This window comes from Paenibacillus montaniterrae (assembly GCF_018403185.1).
GTDB lineage: Bacteria > Bacillota > Bacilli > Paenibacillales > Paenibacillaceae > Pristimantibacillus > Pristimantibacillus montaniterrae.
Window position 1 is genome coordinate 580,699 of record NZ_BOSE01000001.1, and the last position, 23,652, is coordinate 604,350.

Annotated in this window: 18 protein-coding genes; 3 read left to right on the forward strand and 15 right to left on the reverse strand. The window is 48.1% G+C overall.

All coding sequences use genetic code 11. The annotated features are described in order from the left end of the window. Positions 1–157 precede the first annotated feature (157 nt). From KJS52_RS02745 to KJS52_RS02755, 3 genes are all read right to left on the reverse strand, one after another. On the reverse strand, positions 158–1,714 hold the full coding sequence (locus tag KJS52_RS02745) for a response regulator transcription factor (protein ID WP_213513094.1): 1,557 nt from the start codon (positions 1,712–1,714) through the stop codon (positions 158–160). Next, on the reverse strand, positions 1,707–3,497 hold the full coding sequence (locus KJS52_RS02750; protein WP_213513095.1) for a sensor histidine kinase: 1,791 nt from the start codon (positions 3,495–3,497) through the stop codon (positions 1,707–1,709). Before KJS52_RS02750 ends, KJS52_RS02745 begins: the two co-directional genes overlap by 8 nt. A gap of 142 nt (positions 3,498–3,639) precedes the next feature. After that, positions 3,640–4,314: a GNAT family N-acetyltransferase gene (locus KJS52_RS02755; RefSeq protein ID WP_213513096.1), complete on the reverse strand. Its 675-nt coding sequence runs from the start codon at positions 4,312–4,314 to the stop codon at positions 3,640–3,642. Positions 4,315–4,551: 237 nt separating this feature from the next. Between KJS52_RS02755 and KJS52_RS02760 the strand changes: the two genes are divergently transcribed. The 3 genes from KJS52_RS02760 (at position 4,552) to KJS52_RS02770 (ending at position 7,052) form a co-directional block, all read left to right on the forward strand. Further along, positions 4,552–5,271, forward strand: a complete 720-nt coding sequence (locus KJS52_RS02760) for an ABC transporter ATP-binding protein (protein ID WP_213513783.1) — start codon at positions 4,552–4,554, stop codon at positions 5,269–5,271. 1 nt (position 5,272) lies between these two features. Next, positions 5,273–6,310, forward strand: coding sequence for an ABC transporter permease (locus tag KJS52_RS02765; RefSeq protein WP_213513784.1), 1,038 nt, complete (start codon positions 5,273–5,275; stop codon positions 6,308–6,310). Between the two features lie 97 nt (positions 6,311–6,407). After that, positions 6,408–7,052: a TetR/AcrR family transcriptional regulator gene (locus tag KJS52_RS02770; RefSeq protein WP_213513097.1), complete on the forward strand. Its 645-nt coding sequence runs from the start codon at positions 6,408–6,410 to the stop codon at positions 7,050–7,052. 161 nt (positions 7,053–7,213) lie between these two features. On the opposite strand, the gene KJS52_RS02775 is transcribed toward KJS52_RS02770, so the two are convergent. The 12 genes from KJS52_RS02775 to metH form a co-directional block, all read right to left on the reverse strand. Continuing rightward, the gene (locus KJS52_RS02775; RefSeq protein ID WP_213513098.1) at positions 7,214–7,876 is read right to left on the reverse strand and encodes a GNAT family N-acetyltransferase; all 663 of its coding nucleotides are present in this window, start codon (positions 7,874–7,876) and stop codon (positions 7,214–7,216) included. 68 nt (positions 7,877–7,944) lie between these two features. Then, positions 7,945–8,793: a carbon-nitrogen hydrolase family protein gene (locus KJS52_RS02780; protein ID WP_213513099.1), complete on the reverse strand. Its 849-nt coding sequence runs from the start codon at positions 8,791–8,793 to the stop codon at positions 7,945–7,947. Positions 8,794–8,810: 17 nt separating this feature from the next. After that, a complete protein-coding gene (locus KJS52_RS02785; RefSeq protein WP_213513100.1) occupies positions 8,811–10,166 on the reverse strand; it encodes a sensor histidine kinase in 1,356 nt (451 codons plus the stop codon). Then, positions 10,166–10,861, reverse strand: coding sequence for a response regulator transcription factor (locus KJS52_RS02790; protein ID WP_213513101.1), 696 nt, complete (start codon positions 10,859–10,861; stop codon positions 10,166–10,168). Before KJS52_RS02790 ends, KJS52_RS02785 begins: the two co-directional genes overlap by 1 nt. 131 nt (positions 10,862–10,992) lie before the next feature. Then, positions 10,993–12,567, reverse strand: a complete 1,575-nt coding sequence (locus KJS52_RS02795) for a serine/threonine protein kinase (RefSeq protein WP_213513102.1) — start codon at positions 12,565–12,567, stop codon at positions 10,993–10,995. Positions 12,568–12,713: 146 nt separating this feature from the next. After that, positions 12,714–13,736 (reverse strand): SAM-dependent methyltransferase, encoded by a 1,023-nt coding sequence (locus KJS52_RS02800; protein WP_213513103.1) that lies wholly within the window; start codon positions 13,734–13,736, stop codon positions 12,714–12,716. Next, entirely contained in the window at positions 13,733–14,089 is a 357-nt protein-coding gene (locus KJS52_RS02805) for a cyclic-phosphate processing receiver domain-containing protein (protein WP_213513104.1), read from the reverse strand. Before KJS52_RS02805 ends, KJS52_RS02800 begins: the two co-directional genes overlap by 4 nt. A 54-nt stretch (positions 14,090–14,143) precedes the next feature. After that, positions 14,144–14,956, reverse strand: a complete 813-nt coding sequence (locus tag KJS52_RS02810) for a DNA-formamidopyrimidine glycosylase family protein (RefSeq protein WP_213513105.1) — start codon at positions 14,954–14,956, stop codon at positions 14,144–14,146. A 95-nt stretch (positions 14,957–15,051) separates the two neighbouring features. Further along, the gene (locus KJS52_RS02815; RefSeq protein ID WP_246563069.1) at positions 15,052–15,858 is read right to left on the reverse strand and encodes an HAD-IIA family hydrolase; all 807 of its coding nucleotides are present in this window, start codon (positions 15,856–15,858) and stop codon (positions 15,052–15,054) included. A 166-nt stretch (positions 15,859–16,024) separates the two neighbouring features. Further along, the gene (locus KJS52_RS02820) at positions 16,025–17,530 is read right to left on the reverse strand and encodes a ribonuclease H-like domain-containing protein (protein WP_213513106.1); all 1,506 of its coding nucleotides are present in this window, start codon (positions 17,528–17,530) and stop codon (positions 16,025–16,027) included. A 27-nt stretch (positions 17,531–17,557) separates the two neighbouring features. Beyond that, positions 17,558–19,837 (reverse strand): DEAD/DEAH box helicase, encoded by a 2,280-nt coding sequence (locus KJS52_RS02825; RefSeq protein ID WP_213513107.1) that lies wholly within the window; start codon positions 19,835–19,837, stop codon positions 17,558–17,560. Positions 19,838–20,073: 236 nt separating this feature from the next. After that, complete coding sequence (gene metH / locus KJS52_RS02830) at positions 20,074–23,454, reverse strand: methionine synthase (RefSeq protein ID WP_373871344.1); 3,381 nt, start codon at positions 23,452–23,454, stop codon at positions 20,074–20,076. Positions 23,455–23,652: the final 198 nt, after the last annotated feature.

The window sequence follows — 23,652 nt, forward strand, 5'->3', positions numbered from 1 at the left end:
GTCAATAAGAGACAGCTATTCCAGCGTATACATTTATTATAGTAAAGCGACGAGGCGGCTGGAATTTAAAAAAACGGGTTCTTTGTTAAAAAAACAGAGGAAGCCAAGCTGTTTTTGCTTGAATCCCTCTGTTTTCGCTTGAATCCCTCTGTTTTTTCTAGCCGGGCGTTTTGCGGTATTCAGTAGGTGTTTGACCGGTATATTTTTTGAAGACCTGGCTAAAGTATTGCGGATTATCGCCGAAGCCAAGCTGCTCGGCAAGCTCAAACACCTTTACATCGCTTGATGCTTCAATAAGCACCAGCGCCTTCTCAATCCGCAGCCGCATTACATAGTTGGAAAACTTCTCACCCGTCTCCTTTTTGAATAGCTTTCCTAAATAATCAGCATTCATATATAAAATTTCGCTAGCTACCCAATTTAACGATAATGCAGACTGGCTCAAATTGGCCTGCACAACATTGATCACCCGCTGAATAATCGAGGAATGCTTCGTTTTTTGCAGCTGCAAATTAGTTTCGGTAATTTGCTCGGCGACAGACATAATGTATTGCTCCATCGAGCGCAGCGAACTCAGCTCGTCCAGCTTGGCGATGCACTGCATATAATGGCTCATCTGCTCGCGACTGCATAGTCTCGTAATCGCAACAAGCAGCGATAGTGCATACGACTTGGACATGGCCGAATCCAGTCTGCGCTCGGCAAGCTCTGTAAAAAATCGGCTTAGCTCCTGCTGTGCCGAGCTCCAATCACCGGATTTAATAAAGATCGACAGCTGCTCATCGTCAAAGTAAAAGGTTGGGCGCTCCGACATGACATCGGCGATATCCTTTTTCGAGATAATCGTGCCCTCCCCCAAGTAAAAGCGATAATTCAAGCATTCCAGCGTATCATGATACATGCTGCGAACCGCATCGATTGGCGCAGCATCACTGGCGGCAATCGTCAAGTCCAGCTTATAAAAGCCGGTAAATGTTGATTTGATCAGCTCAAGCCGCGAAAACAGCCAGCCAGGCTCGTAGCACACCTGAAGCATTAACAGCACCTGACTGCCGATTGTTGTTCCCAGCAGCACGATAGACTGGCCCAGCACATCCTCAGCTATATTTTTAATCGCAAACAAATGCTCATAATCATAGCTGCCCTCCAGCTGAAATAATATAAGCTGCACCTGCTCCGGCTGCTCCGTAATATGAAACAGTCTGCGGTAATCGTCCCAATCCCGCTGTCCGAATGTTTTATTCGTTACGAGCTCCTTTAGAAACTGCTCCTTGGCATAGGGCAATGCTTTGGCAAGCTTGGCTTGAATCGAATGCATGAACTGATCTTTTTTGCGCCTGCTTTGCAAATCGCTAATGACCTCTGTCAGTGCATTGATAATCGTATTTTCATTGCAGGGCTTGAGCAAATAGTGCTTTACTCCGTGCTGCATCGCCGTGCGAGCATACCCAAAATCATCGAAGCCTGACAGCAAAATAAAAGCAAGATTAGGGTTTAGCTCGCTTGCTTTCTTGACAAGCTGCAGCCCATCCATGCCCGGCATCTTAATGTCGGAAATGACGATATCGGGATTATGCTTGTTAATAAAATCAAGCGCTTCTATTCCGTTGCGAGACGTTCCAACCAGCTCTGCCTCACAGGAGCGCCAATCGATCATCGTCGAAATCCCTTCGAGAATGATTCGTTCATCATCTACCAGCAGCACTTTATACATCTTCATCCCTCACGATATACGGTAGAATAAGTGTAACCTTCGTTCCCTGTTCACTTGCGCTTTCGATTTCGACCCCATATTGCTCGCCGTACAGCATCTTGATTCGCTCCTTAATATTTTGCAGCCCTAATCCCGTTCCTTTCGGCTTAATTTCGCCGCGATTTAATTTATCAAGAAACGACTCGCTCATGCCCGGCCCATTGTCTTCAACGGCAATATGCAAGCAGTCGTCTGAAACATGGGCGGACAGAACAATTTTGCAAGGCTCGATATTCGGTTCAAGCGCGTAATGAATGGCGTTTTCAATAATTGGCTGCACGGACAGCTTCGGTACGCTGCATGAGGTCAGATGCTCTGGCACCTGCAGGGAAAAATCTAGCCGCTCATCAAAGCGCAGCTTTTGAATAACCAGGTAGTGGTTCACAATGTCCAGCTCTCGCTGAAAGGAGATGACGGATTCCTTCTCACTAATCGACAAGCGCAGCAAAGCGCCGAGCGACTCTACCATTTGCGAAATTTGCTCCTGCTTGCTCATTTTCGCCATCCAGTTAATCGATTCCAGCGTGTTATATAGAAAATGCGGATTAATTTGTGCTTGCAGCGCTTTAAACTGCGTATCCTTAATCGTCAGCTGCTTCACGTAGTTTTCCTGAATCAGTTCATTGATTCTTTGCAGCATAATGCGAAAGTGGCGCTGGATTTGCCCGACCTCATCCATCGCTATTACTTCATTGCCATCCTCTATATAATCAAAGTTGCCAAGCTGCACCCTGCGCATTTTCAAGGTCAGCTTTTCCAGCGGATCTGTAATGCGCTTGGAAAGCTGAAGCACCACGACAACAGCAATTAAAAACAGCGCCAAGTAAACAACCAGCACGATCGTTTTCGCGCGATCCGTCGTATAAAAAATCGTATCATACGGCATGGCGGTAAAGTACGTCCAATCGGTAAAGGCTGAGGAACGATACGTCAAAAAATACGCCTTGCCATCCTCTCGTACAATTTTGTAACGATGCTCCTGATCCCTTAGATCAGTAAGCGTTTGCAAATCCAGTTGAGCTTGTTCAGGATAAACAATCTCATCGTCACCCTTCAATATAATAAACGTAGCGTCCTCATGATCAATACCGTTTACATAGTCGGAAAACAGCCGATTAACGTCAATTCGGATTGCCAGTGTGCCCAAGCTTTCCAGCGATAAATCCTGATAGCGCCGTATATTGCGAACCGCTGTCAGCACATTATCATTTTCGTCCGGCGCCGTCCAGGAGATGCCTCCTTTAAATGCATGCGCCTCATCGTTCAGTCGCTGCAGCCTATCCTCATTCAGCGTAATCGGCCTGGCGCCTACCGTATATTCCTTATTGTTAACATCATATAGCTGAAGCGACAGCACATACTTGTCCAGCGCTCCCAGGTCAACAAGACGCTGGCGAATTTTTGTATAAGAGACATAGCTGACATAATCCGTTTCGGCATTACGAATATCCCATAAATACTCCTGAATCGCGGAATCGGTCACAACGTTGTAGGAAAGGGCTGAAATTTTCCGAAGCTCACTCTCCATGCCAAGCGATGAGATGCCAAGCGCCTTTGACGATTGCTGATAGACAAGCTCATCATAGGCCTTGAAGGCAAAGGTGTGGGCAACATTGGTCAACAGAATGACGCTCACCATTAAAGCAGCAATGAGCACAAATATTTTGTATTTGATTTTCATATTGGATAATAACGAAATGATGCTGCCCAATGCAAACGACTCCTCAGCTTGTAATCTGTACAACTAATATCATTCAGCAAAAAACGTAATCTCCTTCCGCATGCGAAGGAGATTACAAGGGTGATTCCCGCAACTCGGCACAGCTTTCGCCATGCCGAGAAATATTCGATTGTTGCCTGAATACGAGGCGTGTGCTTGTTAGTGCTTACAGAGGCAGCAATTCAACAGCTTGCTTGCTCTTCAATGTCTCAACCATATCCAGCCATTGCTGCGGCTTGTTCGGTAAAGCCGCATAATACGTTTCGAGGAACGTTGCAATCAAGCTTGCAGCCAGCTCGCTCTGCTCTTCATCCGCAGGCAAAAAGCAAAGATCAAGCTCGGATACTGCATTTCCTTCATGATCCCATGACGGGTGCACATAAGGGAAATTCAGTTTTTTATAGCCAATATGGGAAAGCACCTCACGGCGCACAATTGGATTCATTGGTGAAACGCCGCCAAATTCGTGAATTTGCGCGCGGAACGGATCATAAACCTCTGCAAACATGCCAATCGACTCCGTACCGGAAGCTTTAGCAAGCTGCTGTAAATCCTTCTCGCGCTGACGCAGCAAAAAGCGCCCAATCCCGAGACCAGCTTGACCAATAATCGTAAAGTCAGTCATCGCAACGCGCAACTGAGGGTAGTAGCGATATTCAGTAGCGCCAACGACTTGGCCCTGATGCAAGGCTACATAAACATGGATGCTCGGATCAAGCAAAGGCTCCTTCCATAGCTCGTAAGCCAATACCTCTTCAGGCGGAAATATCGTACCTAGCAGCTGATGCAGCGCCGGGAAATGTGGATCCTCTATAGATTGAATACGATGATAGGTTAACATAATTGATTTCCTCCTATGCGTTGTGCCTCTTTATTTAATTGTTGCTCAACCTATAACATTCAACAAAAATGAGTCATTTCCTTCTAAGCAGTGTCTGAGAACACCAGGTACTGCAAATTTTACCGAATCTTCGTTCCATGCAAGCTTCAAAAAGTGAGTGATTACTCACTTTACAATTTAGCAATCCATCGTTAAAATAATGGTGAGTGATTACTCACTTCAAAGAAAGGGTGATTGATAGTGACCAGCATTATATCGGCTCGAGGCGTCAGCAAGCACTTTGCCAGCCAGCAAGTGTTGCACGATATAGATTTGGAGGTGCGCAGCGGCGAAATTTTAGGGCTGCTGGGACCGTCTGGTGCTGGCAAATCGACTTTAGTCAAACAATTTGCCGGGCTTGAAGTCCCTTCTTCCGGACAAAATGTAGTAATGGGACATAAGATGCCTTCCCTGCACGTCATGCAACAGATCGGCTATATGGCGCAAGCGGATGCTTTGTATAGCGAGCTAACCGCCAAAGAAAATTTGGATTTTTTTGCAGCGCTATATAAATTGAGTAAGAAACAAAGACGCAGACGAATTGCTGAAGTTCTGGCGATCGTCAATTTGCAAGAGCATGCCAATAAATTAGTCAGCAGCTATTCCGGCGGTATGAAAAGGAGGCTCTCGCTCGCTGCTGCTTTGCTGCATGAGCCTGAGCTGCTTATATTGGATGAGCCGACAGTTGGCATTGATCCAGTGCTGCGCAAGCAAATTTGGCAAACCTTTCACGATCTAAAGCAAGCCGGCAAAACGATTATTGTCACAACTCATGTAATGGATGAAGCGGAAAAATGCGACCGTCTCGGCATGATTCGCGACGGAAAGCTGATCGCGCTTGGAACGCCAAACGCTTTGCTGCAGCAAACAGAAACTGCCAGTATCGAAGAGGCATTTCTCGCTTATGGAGGTGCTTAACATGCGGGTAACTGCATTAGTAACTAGAATCATTAAGCAGCTTATTCGGGATAAACGGACGCTGGGCCTGCTAATACTTGCACCTATTTTAGTGTTGACAATGCTTCATCTCGTATTTAACGGCGGAGATTATAAGCCGAAAATCGGGCTCGTCAACATTCCAGAACCACTGGCGCAGCAGTTCGCCTCAGAGGGCGCACAGCTATTTTACTATGACGATGCTGATGAAGCACAGCAGGATATGGAAAAGTTGCAGTTGGACGGTTATATTGCCCTGCAAGAAGCCAAGCCACACTTGACGCTTGAAGGCAGTGATCCTGTTAAAAATGGAGCTGTATTGAAGTGGCTGCAGCAGAGTCTCGCTCCACTCACTCAAGCAACGTCCAGCTTGCCTAACCTGCAAGCCGACATCACCTATCAGCATGGCAGTGCCGACATGAGCCAATTTGATTACTTCGGTCCCGTATTGCTCGGATTTTTCGTATTTTTCTTCGTTTTTCTGATTGCAGGGGTATCCTTTCTGCGCGAAAGGACGACTGGAACGTTGGAAAGACTGCTTAGCAGCCCGCTAAGAAGATGGGAAATCGTCGTCGGCTACGTGCTCGGTTTCGGCATATTTGCAACGCTGCAAGCTACCGTCATTTCTGCATACGCCATTTATGTGCTTGGCATGCTGATGGAAGGACAATTCATTTATTTGCTGTTCACGATATTAGCGCTTGCTTTTACTGCACTATCAGTGGGCATTTTGCTATCAACCTTCGCCAGCAATGAGCTGCAAATGATGCAGTTTATTCCAGTCGTTGTTGTGCCACAAGTTTTCTTTTCCGGGCTGTTCAACCTTGAAACAATTTCGCAATGGCTGAGCTGGATTGCCCCTTTCACACCGCTTTACTATGCAGCAAACGCCTTGCGCAGCATTATGGTTCGAGGAAGCGGCTGGGAAGCTATTTATCTCGATTTGCTCATATTGCTTGGATTTTCTCTAATTATGATTGTACTCAATATATGGGCACTTCGAAAATATAGAAAAATATAAGCCGCTGCCTTCGCTCACCTCTATGAGCAATATTTTTATATTCGCAGAAAACAAGCTATAATGGTGAAATAATGCTACGAATGTAAAGGAGTAAAAAATGGAAGAGGCTAATCGTACGATGGATGATCTCTTTGTGAACGGAGAGCTGACGGAAAAGCAAAGGAAAATTATTATTGCGGCAATTGAAACATTTTCCGAAAAAGGATTTGCAGCAACCTCAACCAGCGAAATCGCCAAAAAAGCCGGGGTTGCGGAAGGCACTATCTTCAAACACTTCAAGACAAAAAAGGATTTGTTAATTAGCATCATTACACCGATCGTTTCCAAAATGCTTGCTCCCTTTGTCATTAAAGACTTGTATAAGGTGCTCGATCACCAGTACGAGCACTATGAAGATTTTTTAAGAGCGATGATAGAAAACCGCATCGCATTCGTAAAAAACAATACATCTCTTATCAAAATTCTTATTCAGGAAATCCCGTTTCACCCAGAGCTGAAGGAGCTGTTTGTAGAAAATATCGGCAAGAAAACGTTTGAACGATTCTGCCATTTGGCGGAATACTACCAGAAAAAAGGGCAAATTATTACGATCCCACCTGCAGCCGTTGTTCGTCATACTATTTCTGTCATTTTGGGATACGTTGCTGCCAGATACCTTATCTTCCCGGATAAGGAGTGGAATGATGAGCAGGATATTGAATTAACGATGCAAATGCTTATGCGAGGACTGTCTGCCGATTAATAGAAAAGGAGCTTTCTGAAAAGTAAAGGGCTGAAAGACTGGCAAAGGGAGCGCTGGTCGCTAAGGAAGCTGGATAACGTTATGTGTGACCAATGAAGTCTTGTTCATTCTAAGGAATATCCATCGTCTCCAAACGGATCATGTAACGTTACCCAGATTCTTTAAACCTTAAATGGATTTTTCCACTGCATAATAGCAGCGTAATTACACGACTGCTCATCCTCCAAATACTGCTCTGCTACGCCAATCGGCACACGCCCGCAGCGCAGCAAAAAGCTGATCACCGGGTCCTTAAGCTCGCCTGCAACAACCTTGTCTACATATTGCTGCGCCGAAAGCTGATGGACATGCTGAGCGAAGCCTGGCATTCTGCCGCCTCCAAGCAGCGAGGTTAAGCCTAGCTGGACGACTGTTTCATACATCGACTGCATCAACCATTTGCCAATCCCAGCCTTGCGATAGGCAGGAACGACACAAATATCGACGACGTATAGCGTGTCCCCTTCAGGATTATGGTTGCGGATATAGCCTTCATCTGTAATTTCGCTCCAGCTGTGCTGATGACCGTAATCATCAAGCGCCACAATCAGGCCAGTCATGGAGCCGACAATTTTGCCATTTACTTCAGCACAAAGCGCTCCTTGCGGAAATCTGGCAACATGCTCGCGCAGCTGCTCCTCATTCCACCACAGCTCCTCGGGAAAAGGAGGCGGAAAGCTTTGCCGCTGCACATCGATCAATTGCTCGAAGTCAGCGGTGTTATAGCTGCGTATGGTTGCCAGCTCTGGCTTGCCTTCCTGAATGACGTATAGCTGTTTATACACGTTATCGCCTCCATCCCTTTTTATTGCAGCGTACTACATCGTCAGTAAAGCCGGGCTTGTTGAACATCCTAGTATAGATCAGTGCGGCGATCTCGCCATGTCATAACTGAGCCCTTCTCGCGCACCTCATACAGCAGCTCAAGATCAAGATCGCCTACAATAAGCATATCATCATTGATGACACCTTCAGCGATAATGCCTCCTGGCGGGAACGGAATATCGTTAGGCGCAATAATTGCTGCCTGCCCGTAGTTGGCACGCATAAAATCAACGCTGCGCAGCGCTCCGACAGTCCCTGTCGTTACAACGTAAATTTGGTTTTCAATCGTCCGCGCATGGGCGCAATAGCGTACGCGATGAAAGCCGTGACGATCATCGGTGCAGGAAGGACAATAAACAACATCTGCGCCTTGTGCGCGCGCGATCCGCACAATTTCAGGAAATTCAATATCATAGCAGGTAAGCATCGCAATTTTGCCAAATGGCGTATCAAATACAGCCACCCCATCGCCTGCACTCATATCCCATTCTTCTACCTCAGTCGGTGTCAAATGAATTTTGTGCTGAACCTGGATCTCGCCCTCTGGTGAAAAATAATGCGCAGCATTGCGGCGAGAGCCATCCTCCATGGCTACTACATGCGTGCCGCCAATAATATGCATTTCATATTTGGCAGCCAATGTTTGAAATAATTGAATATACGCTTCCGTATAGCCTGGCAGCTTCTCAATCGGCTGTGCCAATCCGTTTTGATCCGGAATAGATAATAGCTGCGTCGTCATAAATTCAGGAAACAGCAATAGCTGTACACCATATTCTGTAGCGTTGCGGACATAATGCTCGACTTGCTGAGCAAATTGCTCAAAGGACGCAATATCCGCCAGTTTATATTGAACGGCTCCTACACGGTACTTCACGATCATCCTCCTCAAAATTATTTACGCTGCTTGAATTGAAGCGTAATCGTTGTGCCCAAATTCAGCAGACTAAACACTTCAACCTTGCCCTCGTGCAGATCAATAATCCGCTTGGCAATCGCCAAGCCAAGCCCGACCCCACCGGTTGTACGAGCACGGGCACCATCGACACGATAAAAGCGCTCGAACAGATGTGGAATTTCATTTTCCGGAATGCCAATTCCTTTATCCTTTACCTCGATCCTTACAATTCCTTTGGATAAAGCAACGGAAATATCTATCGGCTCCTTGGAATATTTAATGGCATTATCGATTAAAATGACGAGCAGCTGCTGGATTTTATCCTTATCGCCAACCATCCGCACATTGTGCGAAAAAGCCTTTACGCGAATCGAGCGCTGAAAGGTCGTTTCCATCATCGTTGCAATTTCTTCGATCACAGGCACAACATCAAAGCTCTCCAGCGTCAGCCAATCCTCCTGCTCTGCTTCAGCTAGCGTCAGCATTGACTTCGTCAAGCTTTGCAGTCTCGTCGTTTCTCTCGCAATGGAATCTATCGCTTCCTTGCGAACATTCTCATCATCCGCACCCCAGCGCTTCAGCATATTCGCATAGCTGGAAATGACGGTCAACGGCGTTTTCAGCTCATGCGAGGCGTCGGCAATGAAAAACTTCTGCCGCTCGAAGGTGCGGTCCAGGCGATCAATCATCTGGTTAAATGCGCGAATAAGCTGCTGCAGCTCGGCAGACTCCTCACGCTCGCCCAGTTCAATTTTTCTCAGCTTTCCGCTGCGATCGATCTCGCGCATCGTCGTTACCATTTGCGAGATCGGCTCTGTCAATCTGGAAGTAAACCAATAAGTCCCGAAAATCGCAAATAAAATAGCCCCACCGCTCGTTACACTTAACGCAGCAATCAGGATTTGCAAATAATCATCCAGCTCATCCAGTATCCGTGTTACTTCCAGCATCGCAATAACTTGTCCATCCTCGAACAACGGGACACGTGAATATATAATCCGCTCTCCGCTCTTCGTATACATGCCGGAGTTTTGATACGTGCTGTATTCCGCAGGCAGCTCGAGCAAAATTTCATTAGAGCCCGTTATGTTGACAACGCGGTTGTTCGGGCTAATAATCCGAATCATTTCATTAGCGTTATAGTATTCATTGAGCAAATCCGCACTGTTCAAGCCGCGACCGCTTTGTATCCTCGGGTTTTCCAGCAGCAGCTTCACTTTATTGGCGATAATTTCCTCTTCGCTTTCGGTTGTGATCTTGATGACATAAAAATATACGAAGATATTAAAGAATATTAAAATCAGAATCAACCAAAATATTGTAAATAACGTAAACCTTTTTCGAAGTGTCATCAATCAGGCTCCTTGATCATATAACCGACGCCACGCACTGTATGAATTAGCTTGTAGCGATACCCCTTATCGAGCTTTTGGCGAAGATAACGAATGTACACATCGACCAGATTCGTTTCCCCAATAAAATCGTAGCCCCATACTTCCGACAAAATTTCCTCGCGCGATTTCTCTTCATTGACATGCTCGATCAGAAAAACAAGCAATTCAAATTCACGCGGCGTTAACTCTATAATATTATCCTTGCGCGTTACTTTGCGCGTTCTTAGCTCAATTGTTAAATCCCCAAGCGTAATAATATCGGAGCCTTCCGCTTCCTTCGGCTTCTGTTGGAAAATACGCAATATATTGCGCACTCTTGCGAGCAGCTCCTCGACCGCGAACGGCTTCGTAATGTAATCATTCGCTCCATGCTCAAAGCCGCTTACCTTATCCGGCACAGTGTCACGAGCCGTTAGCAAAATAATCGGAATCAGATTTCCGGCTTGCCGCACTTGACGCAGCACTTCGATGCCGCTCATTTTAGGCAGCATCACATCAAGCAGCACAAGCTGATATTCTCCGCTATTGATCATTTCATAACCTTGTTTACCGTCGGATGCAAGTCCAACCTCGTAGCCCTCATGCTCTAGTTCTAGCTGTAATATTCGCGCTATTCCCGATTCATCTTCAACGACTAAAATTTTATCGCTCATAATGTTGCACCCACCTTTATAGTTCGTGTTCACAAAGCTCGGCTTCAGGTCCAAGAAGCTTGGACGATCGACAGACTTGTTGAACATCCTCTTATATAATCGGTACTTTCATCATAATGTAAGGTAGCCTATTATTGCAAGCGAATCAATTTTTTCATTAATGGCATTAAATATTTACCAATTTCCACCGTTAGACTTGCATAAGGCGGGAAGCTATTGTCTGTCCATAACGCATTTAATACCTTTTTACTGGACAGCTCAGGAATTTTCAGATGAGCCAATTGTCCACTTAGCTTATGCCACGCATGGCGCGCATGAAAGGGCTGATCTCGATTGCTGATCCAAATTATGGGCAGCTGTCTGCCGCTTGCCTGCTGCAGCAGCAGCTTCAGCAACTGCTTGGCTTGCGGCTCTTGCTTCATTAGCCAGGGACTGTTTACAAGCAGGATCAAGTCGGCATGCTCGACCATCTGCTCGATTTGCTGCGCCTTCCAGTGCGAGGAGTAATCGACCAGCACATCCTGCTGCAGAGCCAGCAGCGAAGCCAGCTCGCATGTCTGCTTCATTCGTTCCTGCTCGCTTAGCTCGGACAGTGGATTGGCTAAATAATAACACCCGGCTCCAGCTTGCTTAAGCAGGCGATCCTCCTCCAGCGCTTGCGACGCATTCTCAAAATCGCTCATGGAAGCAGGCTGAAGATGAAAGCCTCCAAGCTCACCGCCGCTGCTGCGATGCTCAATATAGGCAAAGCTTGCTGCCTCGCCATGATACAACTGCGCTAGTGCCAGAGCCAGCAGCGTAGCACCTGCTCCAGCATGCGCTCCTATTACCGCAATTCTGCGCCCGACAAATTTTGCTTCTCGTACGTTGGCTTTGACCGCTGATAGCCCGCTATTTTCGTGAGCGAGCGCAAGCCCGCCCAGCTTCTCCAGCAGCTCGGCAGCCCGCTGTGGCCGATGCTGCGGCAATGGCTGCAGGCAATCGAAAATAAGCTGAGCGAGGCCCTTCGGAACAGCGGCAAGCCTGCGCCGTAGCTCGCGCTGCGGATTGCTGCTGTCCAGCAGCTGAGCAGAATTTACGCCAAGCATAGTCAGCAATGTGGCTCCGAAGCTGTAAATATCGCTGCGCTCATCCGTTGCTTGACCCAACAGCTGCTCTGGAGCAGAATAGCCCCTTGTGCCAAAGCGAAAGGTAGCCGCATTCCCTTGTCCGAGCTGCTTGCTAATGCCAAAGTCGATCAGCTTCACACTGCCGTCTTTTCCTAGCATAATGTTGGAAGGCTTAATATCGCGATGCACGATAACAGGGTGCTGCGCATGCAAGTAGCACAATGCCTCCAGCACCTCCTGCGCAATATAATAAATATAGCTTAAGGCGAGCGGCTTGGTGCCCTGCTGCAGCAATTGCGCAAGGCTGATGCCGTCGATCCAGTCCATCACTAAAAATGGATGGCTGCTCCCATCATCACTTGCCGAAAAGTCATAAATGCTCGGCAGGCAGCGATGCTGCAGCCGCGTTAACAGATAAGCCTCCTGCGCAATCCACTGCTCCTGCGCGCCTTCTATATGCTTCAGCATCTTCAGCGCCCGTGCTATCCCATTTAATTTCAAATCGCGCGCATAGTACAGCTCGCCCATTCCGCCGTCAGCAGCCTTGTGTACCAGCTCGTATCTGCCATTAATAATATGAGTCGATCCCTCTGCCATCAGACTCCCCTCCATAAACGAATTCATGACAATAAAAAAAGCATTCTGGAGTAGACGTTGATCGTCTAATCTCAGAATGCTTTTCCGAATGCTGCACGCTTGGCAGCTTTGCTTGCTCTAAGTATAGCCGAAGCTGCTGCTTGGCGCTATCCTTTCTTTTGCAAAAACAGGGTAATTTCCTCACGATTATGAAAAAGCTGCTTGGCGCCAAGCACCGTAAATGCAGAGCTTAACCGCTGCTTTACTTCACGAATGCTTTGTAGCCCTTTCTTATGCATCAGCTTGACTGTAACAATCGCATAGGCGTTGGCCTTAAGTGCTGATTTCAGCTGCAAAATAAGCTTGCACATTTCGAGCGGGCTCCAGCTCATATCGCATACAAGCAGATCATGGCTTGCCTTCGGCAGCTTAACAGCCGAAGCGTTCATTCTTAAATGCGTTAGCGCAGGATGATGGGCAATCCGCTCATCCATAGCAGCAGGATCGATTGCAGTCACCTTTAGCCCGCGCTCAAGCAGCAGGCTTGTCCAGCCTCCAGGGGCAGCGCCGACGTCAATTGCCGATTTATATTGGCTGTAATCAAGACCAAACACCTTTTCCGCTTCCAGCAGCTTAAACTTGGCGCGGGATACTTGTCCTTCCTCGCGCTGAAAGCGAATCGCCCCGCCCGGCCAATCCGAGCCCATTTCCTCGGGCGTTGCAAAGCCGACCAGCAGTTGATCCTCATGTACAAATACCGCTATGATCAGCTCAGGCTCCTTCAAAACAGGCGTTGCACCAGCTTCAATCAATGCCTGATCCATCGCTTGCTTTAGCTGCTGCTTCGTTGCAGCCAAGCTATGCTGACGACTCATGCGGACATGCACCGCAACCTGTTTTCCTGCGACAGAGCTGTCAATGTATGCGATCATTGCCGCTGCCGCTTGCAGCTGATCGTCGGCATCACCATTTAGAAGCAGCTCGCGGTCTATCGGCTGCACATGTCTGACGAAAATTAATTCAGCATGCGCCAGCTGCTGCAATACTTCGTCACTTTCCTCCGAGACCTCGAATTGATAAACTTCTCCAGGCAGCAGCTGTTTAAACTGGATTTGCGGAAACAGCCTGCGAAGCTCCTCCATTCCGTACGGAGAGAAGCCATGATTTGATGTACCAATCCACTTGCTCATTCTGTGCCTCTTTCATCATGTATTTGCCTCGCAGCAGCATCCAGCTCTTGCCTGTTCATCGGACGAGCATACAGCTCGAAATCAGCTGGCAGCGCTTGGCGAAGCGCATCATACATTTGCTGCTTGCCGTACATGCTGGAGGTGTGCAGATATATGCGTCTAGGGTACTTCCTGGAATGAATCAGATGAATAACGACCTCGTAGCCTGTAGGCTCATTCCAGCCTAAATCATAGTCGAGCGATAAAATATCGATCTGCTCAAAATCGATTAGCAGCTTGCATTCTGCCGCATTTTTGGCGAGCACAAACCCATCAGGACAATGTCGAAAATCATCTAAATACACGTGGATCATATCCTAGAGCTCCTTTAATTCGACTTATTTGGGCTTTTTGAACTTCCTCTTATATTAGCTTAATTGCTGGCGTGTTGGACAGATGTAGCATTTTTGCTTGGCAACGGTAATCAGCTCAACTGGCTCAGTCGTATCCAATGCATAGTCGCCTTCGCGTCCGTAAACCGCAAGCTGATCGGAATAGCTGCCCGTCAAGCTATCCTGCGCATAAAGCGGCTGTATGCGTATTCCCCCGTCCGAAATCGCAGCCTTTAAAATGTTGCGAATTGCCTCATACAGCTGCTCTCCTTCTTCCGTACTCAAGCTGTTCGCTTTGCGCGCTGGATGAAGATTGGCCGCATACAAAATCTCATCACTGTATACCGCACCAATTCCCGAAACGACCGTGGCGTCAAGCAAAAAGGTTTTTAGCGAGCTGCGCTTTTTGCCTAGCTGGCCCAGCAAATAGCTCTGGGTAAAACGCTTGTCAAGCGGATCTGGCGCACACCCTCTAAGCAGCTCTTCCACCTCGCGTACGGTCAACAATTGTACGGCCTGCTCAGGCAGCTTGCCAAACGCCATATAGCGATCTCCAAGCTCTAGAACTAGAGCAGAGCCTGATTTCAAGCGTTCCCCTGCTTCTCCGCCGTAGAAGGTGGAGTCATGATCAAAATAAATAAGAAGCCGCTTGCCAGTGTCAAGATGCAGCACAAGATGCCCTGCGCGCCGCTCGACAAACCAGATGGTTGCTCCTTGAAGCTCTTCGCACAGCTTCGCTTTTTTGCCTGTTATTGCTTTCGTATTGCATATTACTTTTGTTATTGTAGCTCCTGCATATTTTTCAGCCATTATCGCTTTTATCACTTCAAGTTCCGGTAATTCGTACATTACTTGTGCCTCCTATATGTCTTGACTCCAGGTTGGTTCGTAAAGGGGATTAAATGAATTAGCATCCTTTATCCATTTGATAGATAAGTTCAATTTTACTGTTGCTTGTTCAATGCTTTTCTTAGCTCATGCAGATCGGCATAAACATAGGTTGGTTCGCATTCAGCTTGCTCTCTATAGTATGAATAATTATCAGGCGTTGTAATACCAGTATAAAGCAGCGCAGTATGACAGCCAGCTTCTTGACCGGAGCGGATATCAGTCAGCATGTTGTCCCCGATAATTAGCGCATCCTCCGCGTCGCAGTCCAGCTGGTCAAGCGCATATTGAATTAAGATGCGCGACGGCTTTCCGATTATGACCGGCTGCTTGCCGCTTGCTGCCTGCAGCATGGCTCCGATTGAGCCGGCGCCAGGGATTAGTCCATCGCTTGTAGGCAGCAGCAAATCGGGATTGGTCATAATAAATTGCGCACCAGCACGAATAGCCTGCACAGCACGCTTCCCTTTTTCATAAGTGTATTCACGATCTATCCCTTGCACAACCACTGTTGGCTGTTCTTCAACAATTTCCAGCGCTTGGCCTGTTAAAGCCTGGCGCAGTCCATGCTCGCCAATCACCATCGCTTTTGCCTCAGGATCATTATTCGCAATGTAGTAGGCCGTTGCCTGTGCCGAGGTGCAAATATCGGCAGCATCCGCAGCAATCCCCATACGAGTCAGGCGCTCTGCAACCTGCTCTGGAGTAGCCGAAGAATTGTTCGTCACGAAGCGGTAGCTCCACTGCTGCTCACGCAAGCTTTGAATAAGCAAATTTGCGCCATCAATCGGAATTTCTCCATGGTACATTGTGCCATCAAGATCAATTAATAATGCTTTATAGCGTTCATGCAAAGCGATCATTGTTGTTCAGTCTCCCATTATATGAATCAAAGCGCAAAACTGCGATTCATTCTGTTCATTTTAATGTGCTGTATCGTTTTTATAATTTTGTTATACAGATAGTCTACCAGAAACGAGTTCTTATTCAATAGTTTAATTTTGTTTCCCTGTTCCACATTATATATGTCTATGCAGTGCCGCGGCACTTCTTTTTTAAACGATTTAGCCGCTTCTCCAGCTGTTCCAGCTCTTTTTGCTGCTGTTGAGCTGAGCGGCGGCCGCCGGGCCTTATTTCCCGCAAACGCTCGTATGCAGTTTCTGCATAAGCGAGTGCTTGCTCAAGCTGCTTTGCTTTATGCTCGTAGTACATCGACAGCTCGATCGCCGCTTCCACCTGATCATGTGTTGTCCAAATGCTTTCCGTATCGACAACTCTTTGCCAAAGCTGCAGCGCACGCTCCATATTTTGCATGCGTTTATCTCGCATCGCGAGCAGCATTAGCGTTTGCGTGCGCTGCTGCGGCACATGGACAGCCAGTTGAAACAGCTGCTCTGAGTATAGCTGGCAGCCCATCCGCTCCAGCCATAGACCGGTACGCACCATTTCTTCAGGCTCATTGGGCTGCTGCACGATGCTTTTCACATCACGATTGCTCAATAAATGTCCAAAGCGAATCGCCAGCGTGACAAGCGAGAGCATATCAATTTCATTATGCCGATATACATCCTCCAGCAAGCCGGGATCACCACTATTCAAATATTGAAAGTAACGCGCCGGCGCTTCTGCGCCAGGCAAATCGTCGATCCTTACAATGCCAAGCCTCATTTTTTCAATATGGCTTAATTTACATGACTCGAGGGTATTGCGCCAAATTGCGCGAGAAGGATGCAGCAAATCAATATGGAGCGGCTCCCAGATCGTCTGACGCATGCCGTTCAATACATAACGGCTGTGCATAAGCGGCCAATCGAAGCTCTTTCCATTGTATGTAACAAGATGGGTAAAGCGAGCAGTCAGGCGATGCACATAGGCCAGCATCGCCCGCTCCTCTGCCGGGTGACGGATAAGTGCCTGCTGTACCGTAAATCCGTCGTTTTCCCAGAAGGCAAGTCCAACCATAAAGGGCACATTGCCAGTACCACTGCCGAGTCCTGTCGTTTCCAAATCAAGAAATAAAAACTGCGTTGGATCTGCTGAGGATTGCGGATGAAAGGCGTTCAAAAAGCTGCTGGCCTGCTGCCACTCGCCAAACGCATGCATGCCGATAGCTTCCGTTCCGCAAGCGCGCAGAGAACGCAGCAAAAAGCTGCCAAATTCATTTTGTGCCAGCTGAACGGAGAGCTCCGCCCATTTCTCGGCAAAAGGCTCATCGGCTGGTAAAGCGCTCAGCTGCAGTTGCAGCAGCGATGCAGTGGATGAGCCGGCAGCTACAGCCTGCTCAGCAGGCGCAGTCTCGCTGGAGTGAGCCGTTGAATTTGCAGAGCACTCGAGTGTATCATTGTCTAGTCCAGTACCGCTGTGACCGATCGTCGGCTCGCATTCTGCCTGGTTAACAGACTGAGCTTCGACAGGCTTGTCTGCTTGCTGACTATCAGACTGCGAACTAGCAGCTCTATCTTCAGCATGGTTTGCGGGCTGAGCATCAACAGACTTACCTTGCAGGCGCCGCAGCCGATTCCGCAGCATATTCATCAGCGATTCCTCCTTCGTTATAAAATCTTAGTCTAGCTTCATCGTAAGCAGCTGCAGCGCCGTTTGCTTGCCCCATATGCCGACTTCCTCCAACGGCCCGACACAAGCGGGGCAGCCGCTGACACAGCCGCACTGCCTAATGAGCTGCTCGGCATTTTGCAGTAACGTATTATGAATCTCATATAAACGCTTGCTTAAGCCTATTCCGCCTGGATAGCGATCATAGAAAAAGATCGTCGGCTTGCCGGAATGAACAGCTTTAACCTGCGGTACAACCCGGATGTCGAACGGGTCGCACATAAGATAAAGCGGGGCAATATTGCTGAGCACATTGGCAAGTCCCATCAATGCCGACTGCATCTGCTCCTTCGTTAACGATGCTGCAAGCTGATCGGAAAAGGTGAACCAATAGCTCGCCGTGTGCAGCTCCTCTTCGGGCAAGTGAATCGGCCCTGAGCCGATATTTTCATGGGTGCGCAAGCGGATTTTTTTGAAAATAGTGGGCTGCGCATTTACGGTAACCTCGCCATAGCACTGCTCCAAATGTCCGAAGCTCTTTTGCTTGTCGACATGCAGCACCTTCAATTCAACTGCCAGATTGGCATCGGTATAGTAATCGACGTCCACCTCGCGCACATAGGCCTTCTTCTCTTCATAGTCGAGCTTTTCCACCTGATACTGCACGCCTTCATGTATGTAAATCGCTTCTTCATGAATTAACGTCGGGGCGCTAAAGCGATCCACCTCGCCAATCACCTTGTTGCGATTGCTAATATCAATGATGACGAAATTTTCACTCGCTGCACTGCGCAAGGAAATGTTATGCGCCGGAAAGGACTGCTCCATCCAATACCATGTATCGCCGACATGATGCACAACCTTTTCCTCCGTTAAAAACTCCATCATATCCTCAAGACGCTCCGCGCCAAACTGCTCGCCGCGCTTAAAAGGCAGCTCGTAGGCCGCGCATTTGACATGGTCGATCAAAATCAATAAATTATCCGGATCGATCAGCGCTTGCTCGGGCGGGCGATTGAAAAAGTAATCAGGGTTCTGGATCATATACTGATCGAGCGGGCTGCTGCTGGCCACGAGAAAGGTGACAGAAATTTCGTTGCGTCTCCCCGCCCGGCCTGACTGCTGCCAAGTGCTTGCAATTGTGCCAGGATAACCGTTGAGGACACAAGCCTGCAGCTGGCCAATATCTATGCCAAGCTCAAGCGCGTTCGTGCTGACAACCGCTTTAATCTCGCCCGATCTTAAGCCGCGCTCGATCTCTCTTCTCAGCTTCGGCAAATAACCACCGCGATAGCCGCGAATCGTGCCATCATTAACCTTATGCTCAGTCAGCTCCTGCAAATAGGTAAGCAGCAGCTCAACACGCACCCGGCTGCGCGCGAACACAATCGTTTGCAGCCCTTGCTTGATCAGTGCGCTGGCAAGCTTTTTCGTTTCGATGACGCTGCTTCTTCTAATGCCCAGCTGCTGATTAACGACTGGCGGATTGTAAAATATAAAATGCTTCTCGCCCGCTGGAGCGCCGTTATTGTCGATAACATGCACCGGCTTGCCAATCAAACGCGATGCATGCTCGCCAGGATTTTCAATTGTTGCAGAAGCGCACAAAAACTGTGGATTGGAGCCATAAAACTGGCAAATCCGCAGCAGTCGGCGCAGCACGTTGGCTACATGCGAGCCAAATACGCCACGATAGGCATGCACTTCATCTATTACAATAAATTTAATATTTTCAAATAAGCGCACCCATTTCGTATGATGCGGCAAAATAGCTGAATGCAGCATATCCGGATTCGTGACCACGATATGTCCTGCATTGCGAATCGCCGTGCGAATGCTTGGCGCCGTATCGCCATCGTAGGTATGCGTCTTTAAATCACAGTCCATCAGGTCGGCAAATTGCTGCAGCTCAGCAACCTGATCCTGCGCCAGCGCCTTCGTCGGAAATAAATAAAGTGCGCGCGCTTCCGGATTGTTGGTGATCTCCTGCAGCACCGGCAAATTGTAGCAGAGGGTTTTGCCGGAAGCAGTTGGCGTAACGGTTACAACATGCGCACCTTGCGCAGCAGCAGCAAAAGCTTCTGCCTGATGACTGTACAGCTTGTCAATCCCTTTTGCCTGCAAGGCTCCCTTAAGCTCAGGGTGCAGCTGCTGCGGAAGCGGCGCATAAACAGCTTCGCGCGGCGGAATTGTTCGCCACTCCGTTACATTCTCCATAATCTCCTTTTGCTGCTTCAGGCTTTCCAGCCATTCGCTCATATTTCTCGCTTTTCCCGTCCATTCGTTCATCATTAAGCTCTCCTCTTTCACCATTCCGTAGCGATCTCCCTAACCTATAGTGTATCGAATGCATGTTCGCAATTCAATACTCTATTCTATTTCAGGTATGCACAGGACCGGTAAATCGTAAAAAAAGCGTAAAGGCCGCCAGCGCCGCATCGTGTTGATCGGAGCTGACAGCCTTTATTCCAGCAGCATTTAAGCAGCTTATAAGCAGCATTTAACTTGAATATGCCGCCGCTTTATTACGCTTTATCTACATTAAAGTATTGCGCCTCAGGATGGGCAAACACCATCGCGGATACCGAAGCCTCTGGCTCCATCATAAAGCCTTCTGTAAGCTCTACGCCGATATCCTCCGGCTTCATCAATTCGAACAATGGCCCTTGATCCTCCAAATTCGGACAGGCCGGATAGCCGAACGATACGCGTATCCCTTGATAGCGCGCGCCAAAGCGCTGCTTCATCGTCATCTCAGGCGGATCTGGATAGCCGCATTGCTCGCGCATCATCTGATGGACTTTTTCAGCCAAGCCTTCTGCTGTTTCCAGAGCACAAGCCTGCAGCGCATGCGAGCGCAAATAATCGCCCTGATCCTTCCACACAGTGGACAGCTCGCGAATGCCGCGACCAGCCGTTACGACGAGGAAGCCAACATAGTCCATTACGCCGCTTTCAACAGATTTAAGATAGTCAGACAAGCACAGATACGGCTCGACCTGCTGGCGCGGGAAGGAGAACCGTTTTATTTCCTTCGTATGATCAGCAGGATCATAAATGATGACGTCATTGCCAGATGACTGTGCCGGGAAGAAACGATACATCGCATTTGCCTCAAGGAAGCCCTCAACCATTCCTTCGCGGTAGATTTGATCAATCATTTCCTTCAGCTGCACCGTTTTCTCATCGCCTGCTGCGAGTAATTTGTCGACCTGTCCCTTCACGCCAAGATGGTGGCCAAGCAGCATTTGCATATTGACGTATGGTAGCACTTGCCCTAGCGGAATGTTGCGCAAAATATGACGCTCTGTATCTGGCGGAGCAAAGACTGGCGCATCAGGTGAAATATTCGATCGGACTGCTCGCGTCATGGCAGGCAGCTGCTTGCCGCCTTGATCCTCTGTGGCGAGCGCGATTCGCTGCTCGGCAATTTCCTTTTCCAGCTCCAGGCGCTGCTGCTCATTGGTTAATTTGTTAGCCAAATCAAGACCGTCCATCGCATCCTTGGCATAAACAACGAGCCCGTCGTATTCCGGCAAAATTCGTGTCCGCGTAAATTTGCGAGTCAGCGCTGCGCCGCCTACCATAATAGGCGCGTCAATGCCGGCATTGCGCAAATCCTGGGCCGTAATAACCATTTGCTGCGCCGATTTTACGAGCAAGCCGGATAAGCCAATCGCATCCACCTTTTCCTCGCGGTATGCTTCGATAATGCGCTCAGGCGGTACTTTAATGCCCAAATTAATAATTTTGTAGCCATTGTTGGACAGTATAATTTCGACCAAATTTTTGCCGATATCATGCACATCGCCTTTAACGGTAGCGAGTATAATTTTACCCTTGGTCGAGGTTTCGGTTTTTTCCATAAACTGCTCGAGATGGCTGACGGAGGCCTTCATGACCTCAGCGCTTTGCAGCACCTCGGCTACAATCAGCTCGTTGTTGTTGAACAGTCTTCCGACCTCTTCCATCCCTTTCATTAGAGGGCCGTTAATGATGTCCAGCGGCGCATATTTCTCTCTTGCCAGCTCGAGATCGGCAATAAGTCCTTCCTTTGTTCCCTCCACAATATAGGAAGCCAAGCGCTCCTCCAGCGAAAGATTGGACAGCTTTTCTTTCTTTTCAACCTTTTTGTTGCGGAAGGCGGCAACGAAGGCTGCCAACGTATCATCATTCGTATTATAAATGAGCTGCTCAGCCAGCTCTCTTTCCTCAGCAGGAATAGAGGCATAACGCTCCAGCTTTTCCGTATTTACAATCGCATAATCAAGCCCTGCTTTTGTCGCATGATATAGATAAACAGAATTGAGCACCTCACGTCCGGCATCAGGCAAGCCAAATGAGATGTTGCTCAAGCCCAAAATCGTTTTGGTGCGTGGATATTTCTCTTTAATCATCCGGATTCCTTCAAGCGTCTCCACGGCTGAGCCAATATATTGCGGATCACCGGAGCCGACCGGGAACATGTTCGGATCGAATATAATATCCTCTTCATTCACTCCATATTTGTTGACAAGCAAATCATAGGCGCGATCCGCCACTTCTAGCTTCGCCTGACGGGAAACCGCTTGACCGCGTTCATCAATCAAAATCATAACAACTGCTGCTCCGTACTTATGAATGAGCGGCACAATTTTTTCGAATTTGCTTTCTCCGTCTTCAAGGTTAATGGAGTTAATTAACGCTTTGCCCTGTGAATATTTCAAGCCCAGCTCGATAATATGATCGTACGTCGAATCGATCATGATCGGCGCTTTAATTTTTTTCATGACCTGCGGCAAAAAGTGATTAACGGCGTAAGCCTCGTCAATATCGGTGTCCTGCAGGTTAATATCGATAATATGCGCGCCATTTTTAACCTGCGCGCGCGCAATTTCAGACGCCTCGTCGAACTTTTCCTCTTTAATTAGCCGCTTAAACTTGCGCGAGCCAGAAATATTGGTCCGCTCGCCAATCATAAGCGGACGATTGTCAGACTCAATAAATACAGTATCAATGCCCGATACAGCATCCGGATGATCGCCATTCGCCTCGCGCGGCGCATACTTGGCCATAGTTTCCGCCATTGCTTTAATGTGCGCCGGCGTTGTGCCGCAGCAGCCGCCTGCAATATTTAGCCAGCCATTTTGCGCAAAATCTTCAAGCTTGCGTGCTAGCGACTCCGGACTTTCATGGTACTGTCCGTTTTCATCCGGCAGTCCCGCATTCGGATAGCAGGAAATTTTTGTTCTGGCAATGCCGCTTAGCGTACGGATATGATCACGCATAAACTCCGGACCTGTCGCACAGTTTAAGCCGATGGAAATCGGCTGCAGATGCTCAAGCGAAATATAGAATGACTCAATTGTTTGCCCTGCAAGCGTAGTACCCATCGGTTCAATCGTACCTGAAATCATAATCGGCAGTGTTTTGCCTGTCGCTTCAAACGCATTGCGAACGCCGATGCTGCCCGCTTTTACATTGAGCGTATCCTGTGACGTTTCCAGCAGAATCGCATCGACCCCGCCTTCAATTAAAGCTACAGTCTGCTCAAAGTAGCTTTCTACCAGCTCATCAAAGGTAACGCCGCCAGTAACTGACAGCGTCTTGGTCGTTGGACCAAGCGCTCCTGCGACGAAGCGCGGTTTGTCAGGCGTGCTATATTTATCTGCCGCATCGCGCGCCAGCTTGGCTGCAGCAAGATTGATTTCTCTTGCTTTTTCCGGAATATCATATTCAGCCAATACGACGCTTGTTGCGCCAAAGGTATTCGTTTCAATAATGTCCGCTCCAGCTTCAAGATATTGCTCATGAATTTGCTGAATAATGTCAGGACGTGTTAACACTAGCATCTCATTGCAGCCGTCTAGCTCAGCTCCGCCAAAGTCTTCCTCGGTCAAATCGGCTTGCTGAATCATCGTGCCCATCGCACCGTCTAAAATGAGAATGCGTTTTTCTAGCTGTTCTTGCAGCTTACTGGTTGCCACATTCATTCCCCTTCCCCAAATCACTAGTTCAAATTTTAGCAGATCTTCACATAAGTTGAAAGGATTATAATCGACAAGTACTTTATAATGATTTATAATGATTACTATAACAGTTTAATTCCTATTGGAAAAGGTGGA

Coding starts and splice junctions, on each gene's coding strand:
- KJS52_RS02745 (WP_213513094.1), bottom strand. CDS start 1,714: ATGTATAAAGTGCTGCTGGTAGATGATGAACGAATCATTCTCGAAGGG.
- KJS52_RS02755 (WP_213513096.1), bottom strand. CDS start 4,314: ATGTTAACCTATCATCGTATTCAATCTATAGAGGATCCACATTTCCCG.
- KJS52_RS02765 (WP_213513784.1), top strand. CDS start 5,273: ATGCGGGTAACTGCATTAGTAACTAGAATCATTAAGCAGCTTATTCGG.
- KJS52_RS02770 (WP_213513097.1), top strand. CDS start 6,408: ATGGAAGAGGCTAATCGTACGATGGATGATCTCTTTGTGAACGGAGAG.
- KJS52_RS02785 (WP_213513100.1), bottom strand. CDS start 10,166: ATGACACTTCGAAAAAGGTTTACGTTATTTACAATATTTTGGTTGATT.
- KJS52_RS02790 (WP_213513101.1), bottom strand. CDS start 10,861: ATGAGCGATAAAATTTTAGTCGTTGAAGATGAATCGGGAATAGCGCGA.
- KJS52_RS02795 (WP_213513102.1), bottom strand. CDS start 12,567: ATGGCAGAGGGATCGACTCATATTATTAATGGCAGATACGAGCTGGTA.
- KJS52_RS02800 (WP_213513103.1), bottom strand. CDS start 13,736: ATGAGCAAGTGGATTGGTACATCAAATCATGGCTTCTCTCCGTACGGA.
- KJS52_RS02805 (WP_213513104.1), bottom strand. CDS start 14,089: ATGATCCACGTGTATTTAGATGATTTTCGACATTGTCCTGATGGGTTT.
- KJS52_RS02810 (WP_213513105.1), bottom strand. CDS start 14,956: ATGTACGAATTACCGGAACTTGAAGTGATAAAAGCGATAATGGCTGAA.
- KJS52_RS02815 (WP_246563069.1), bottom strand. CDS start 15,858: ATGATCGCTTTGCATGAACGCTATAAAGCATTATTAATTGATCTTGAT.
- KJS52_RS02820 (WP_213513106.1), bottom strand. CDS start 17,530: ATGAATATGCTGCGGAATCGGCTGCGGCGCCTGCAAGGTAAGTCTGTT.
- KJS52_RS02825 (WP_213513107.1), bottom strand. CDS start 19,837: ATGAACGAATGGACGGGAAAAGCGAGAAATATGAGCGAATGGCTGGAA.
- metH (WP_373871344.1), bottom strand. CDS start 23,454: ATGGGCACGATGATTCAGCAAGCCGATTTGACCGAGGAAGACTTTGGC.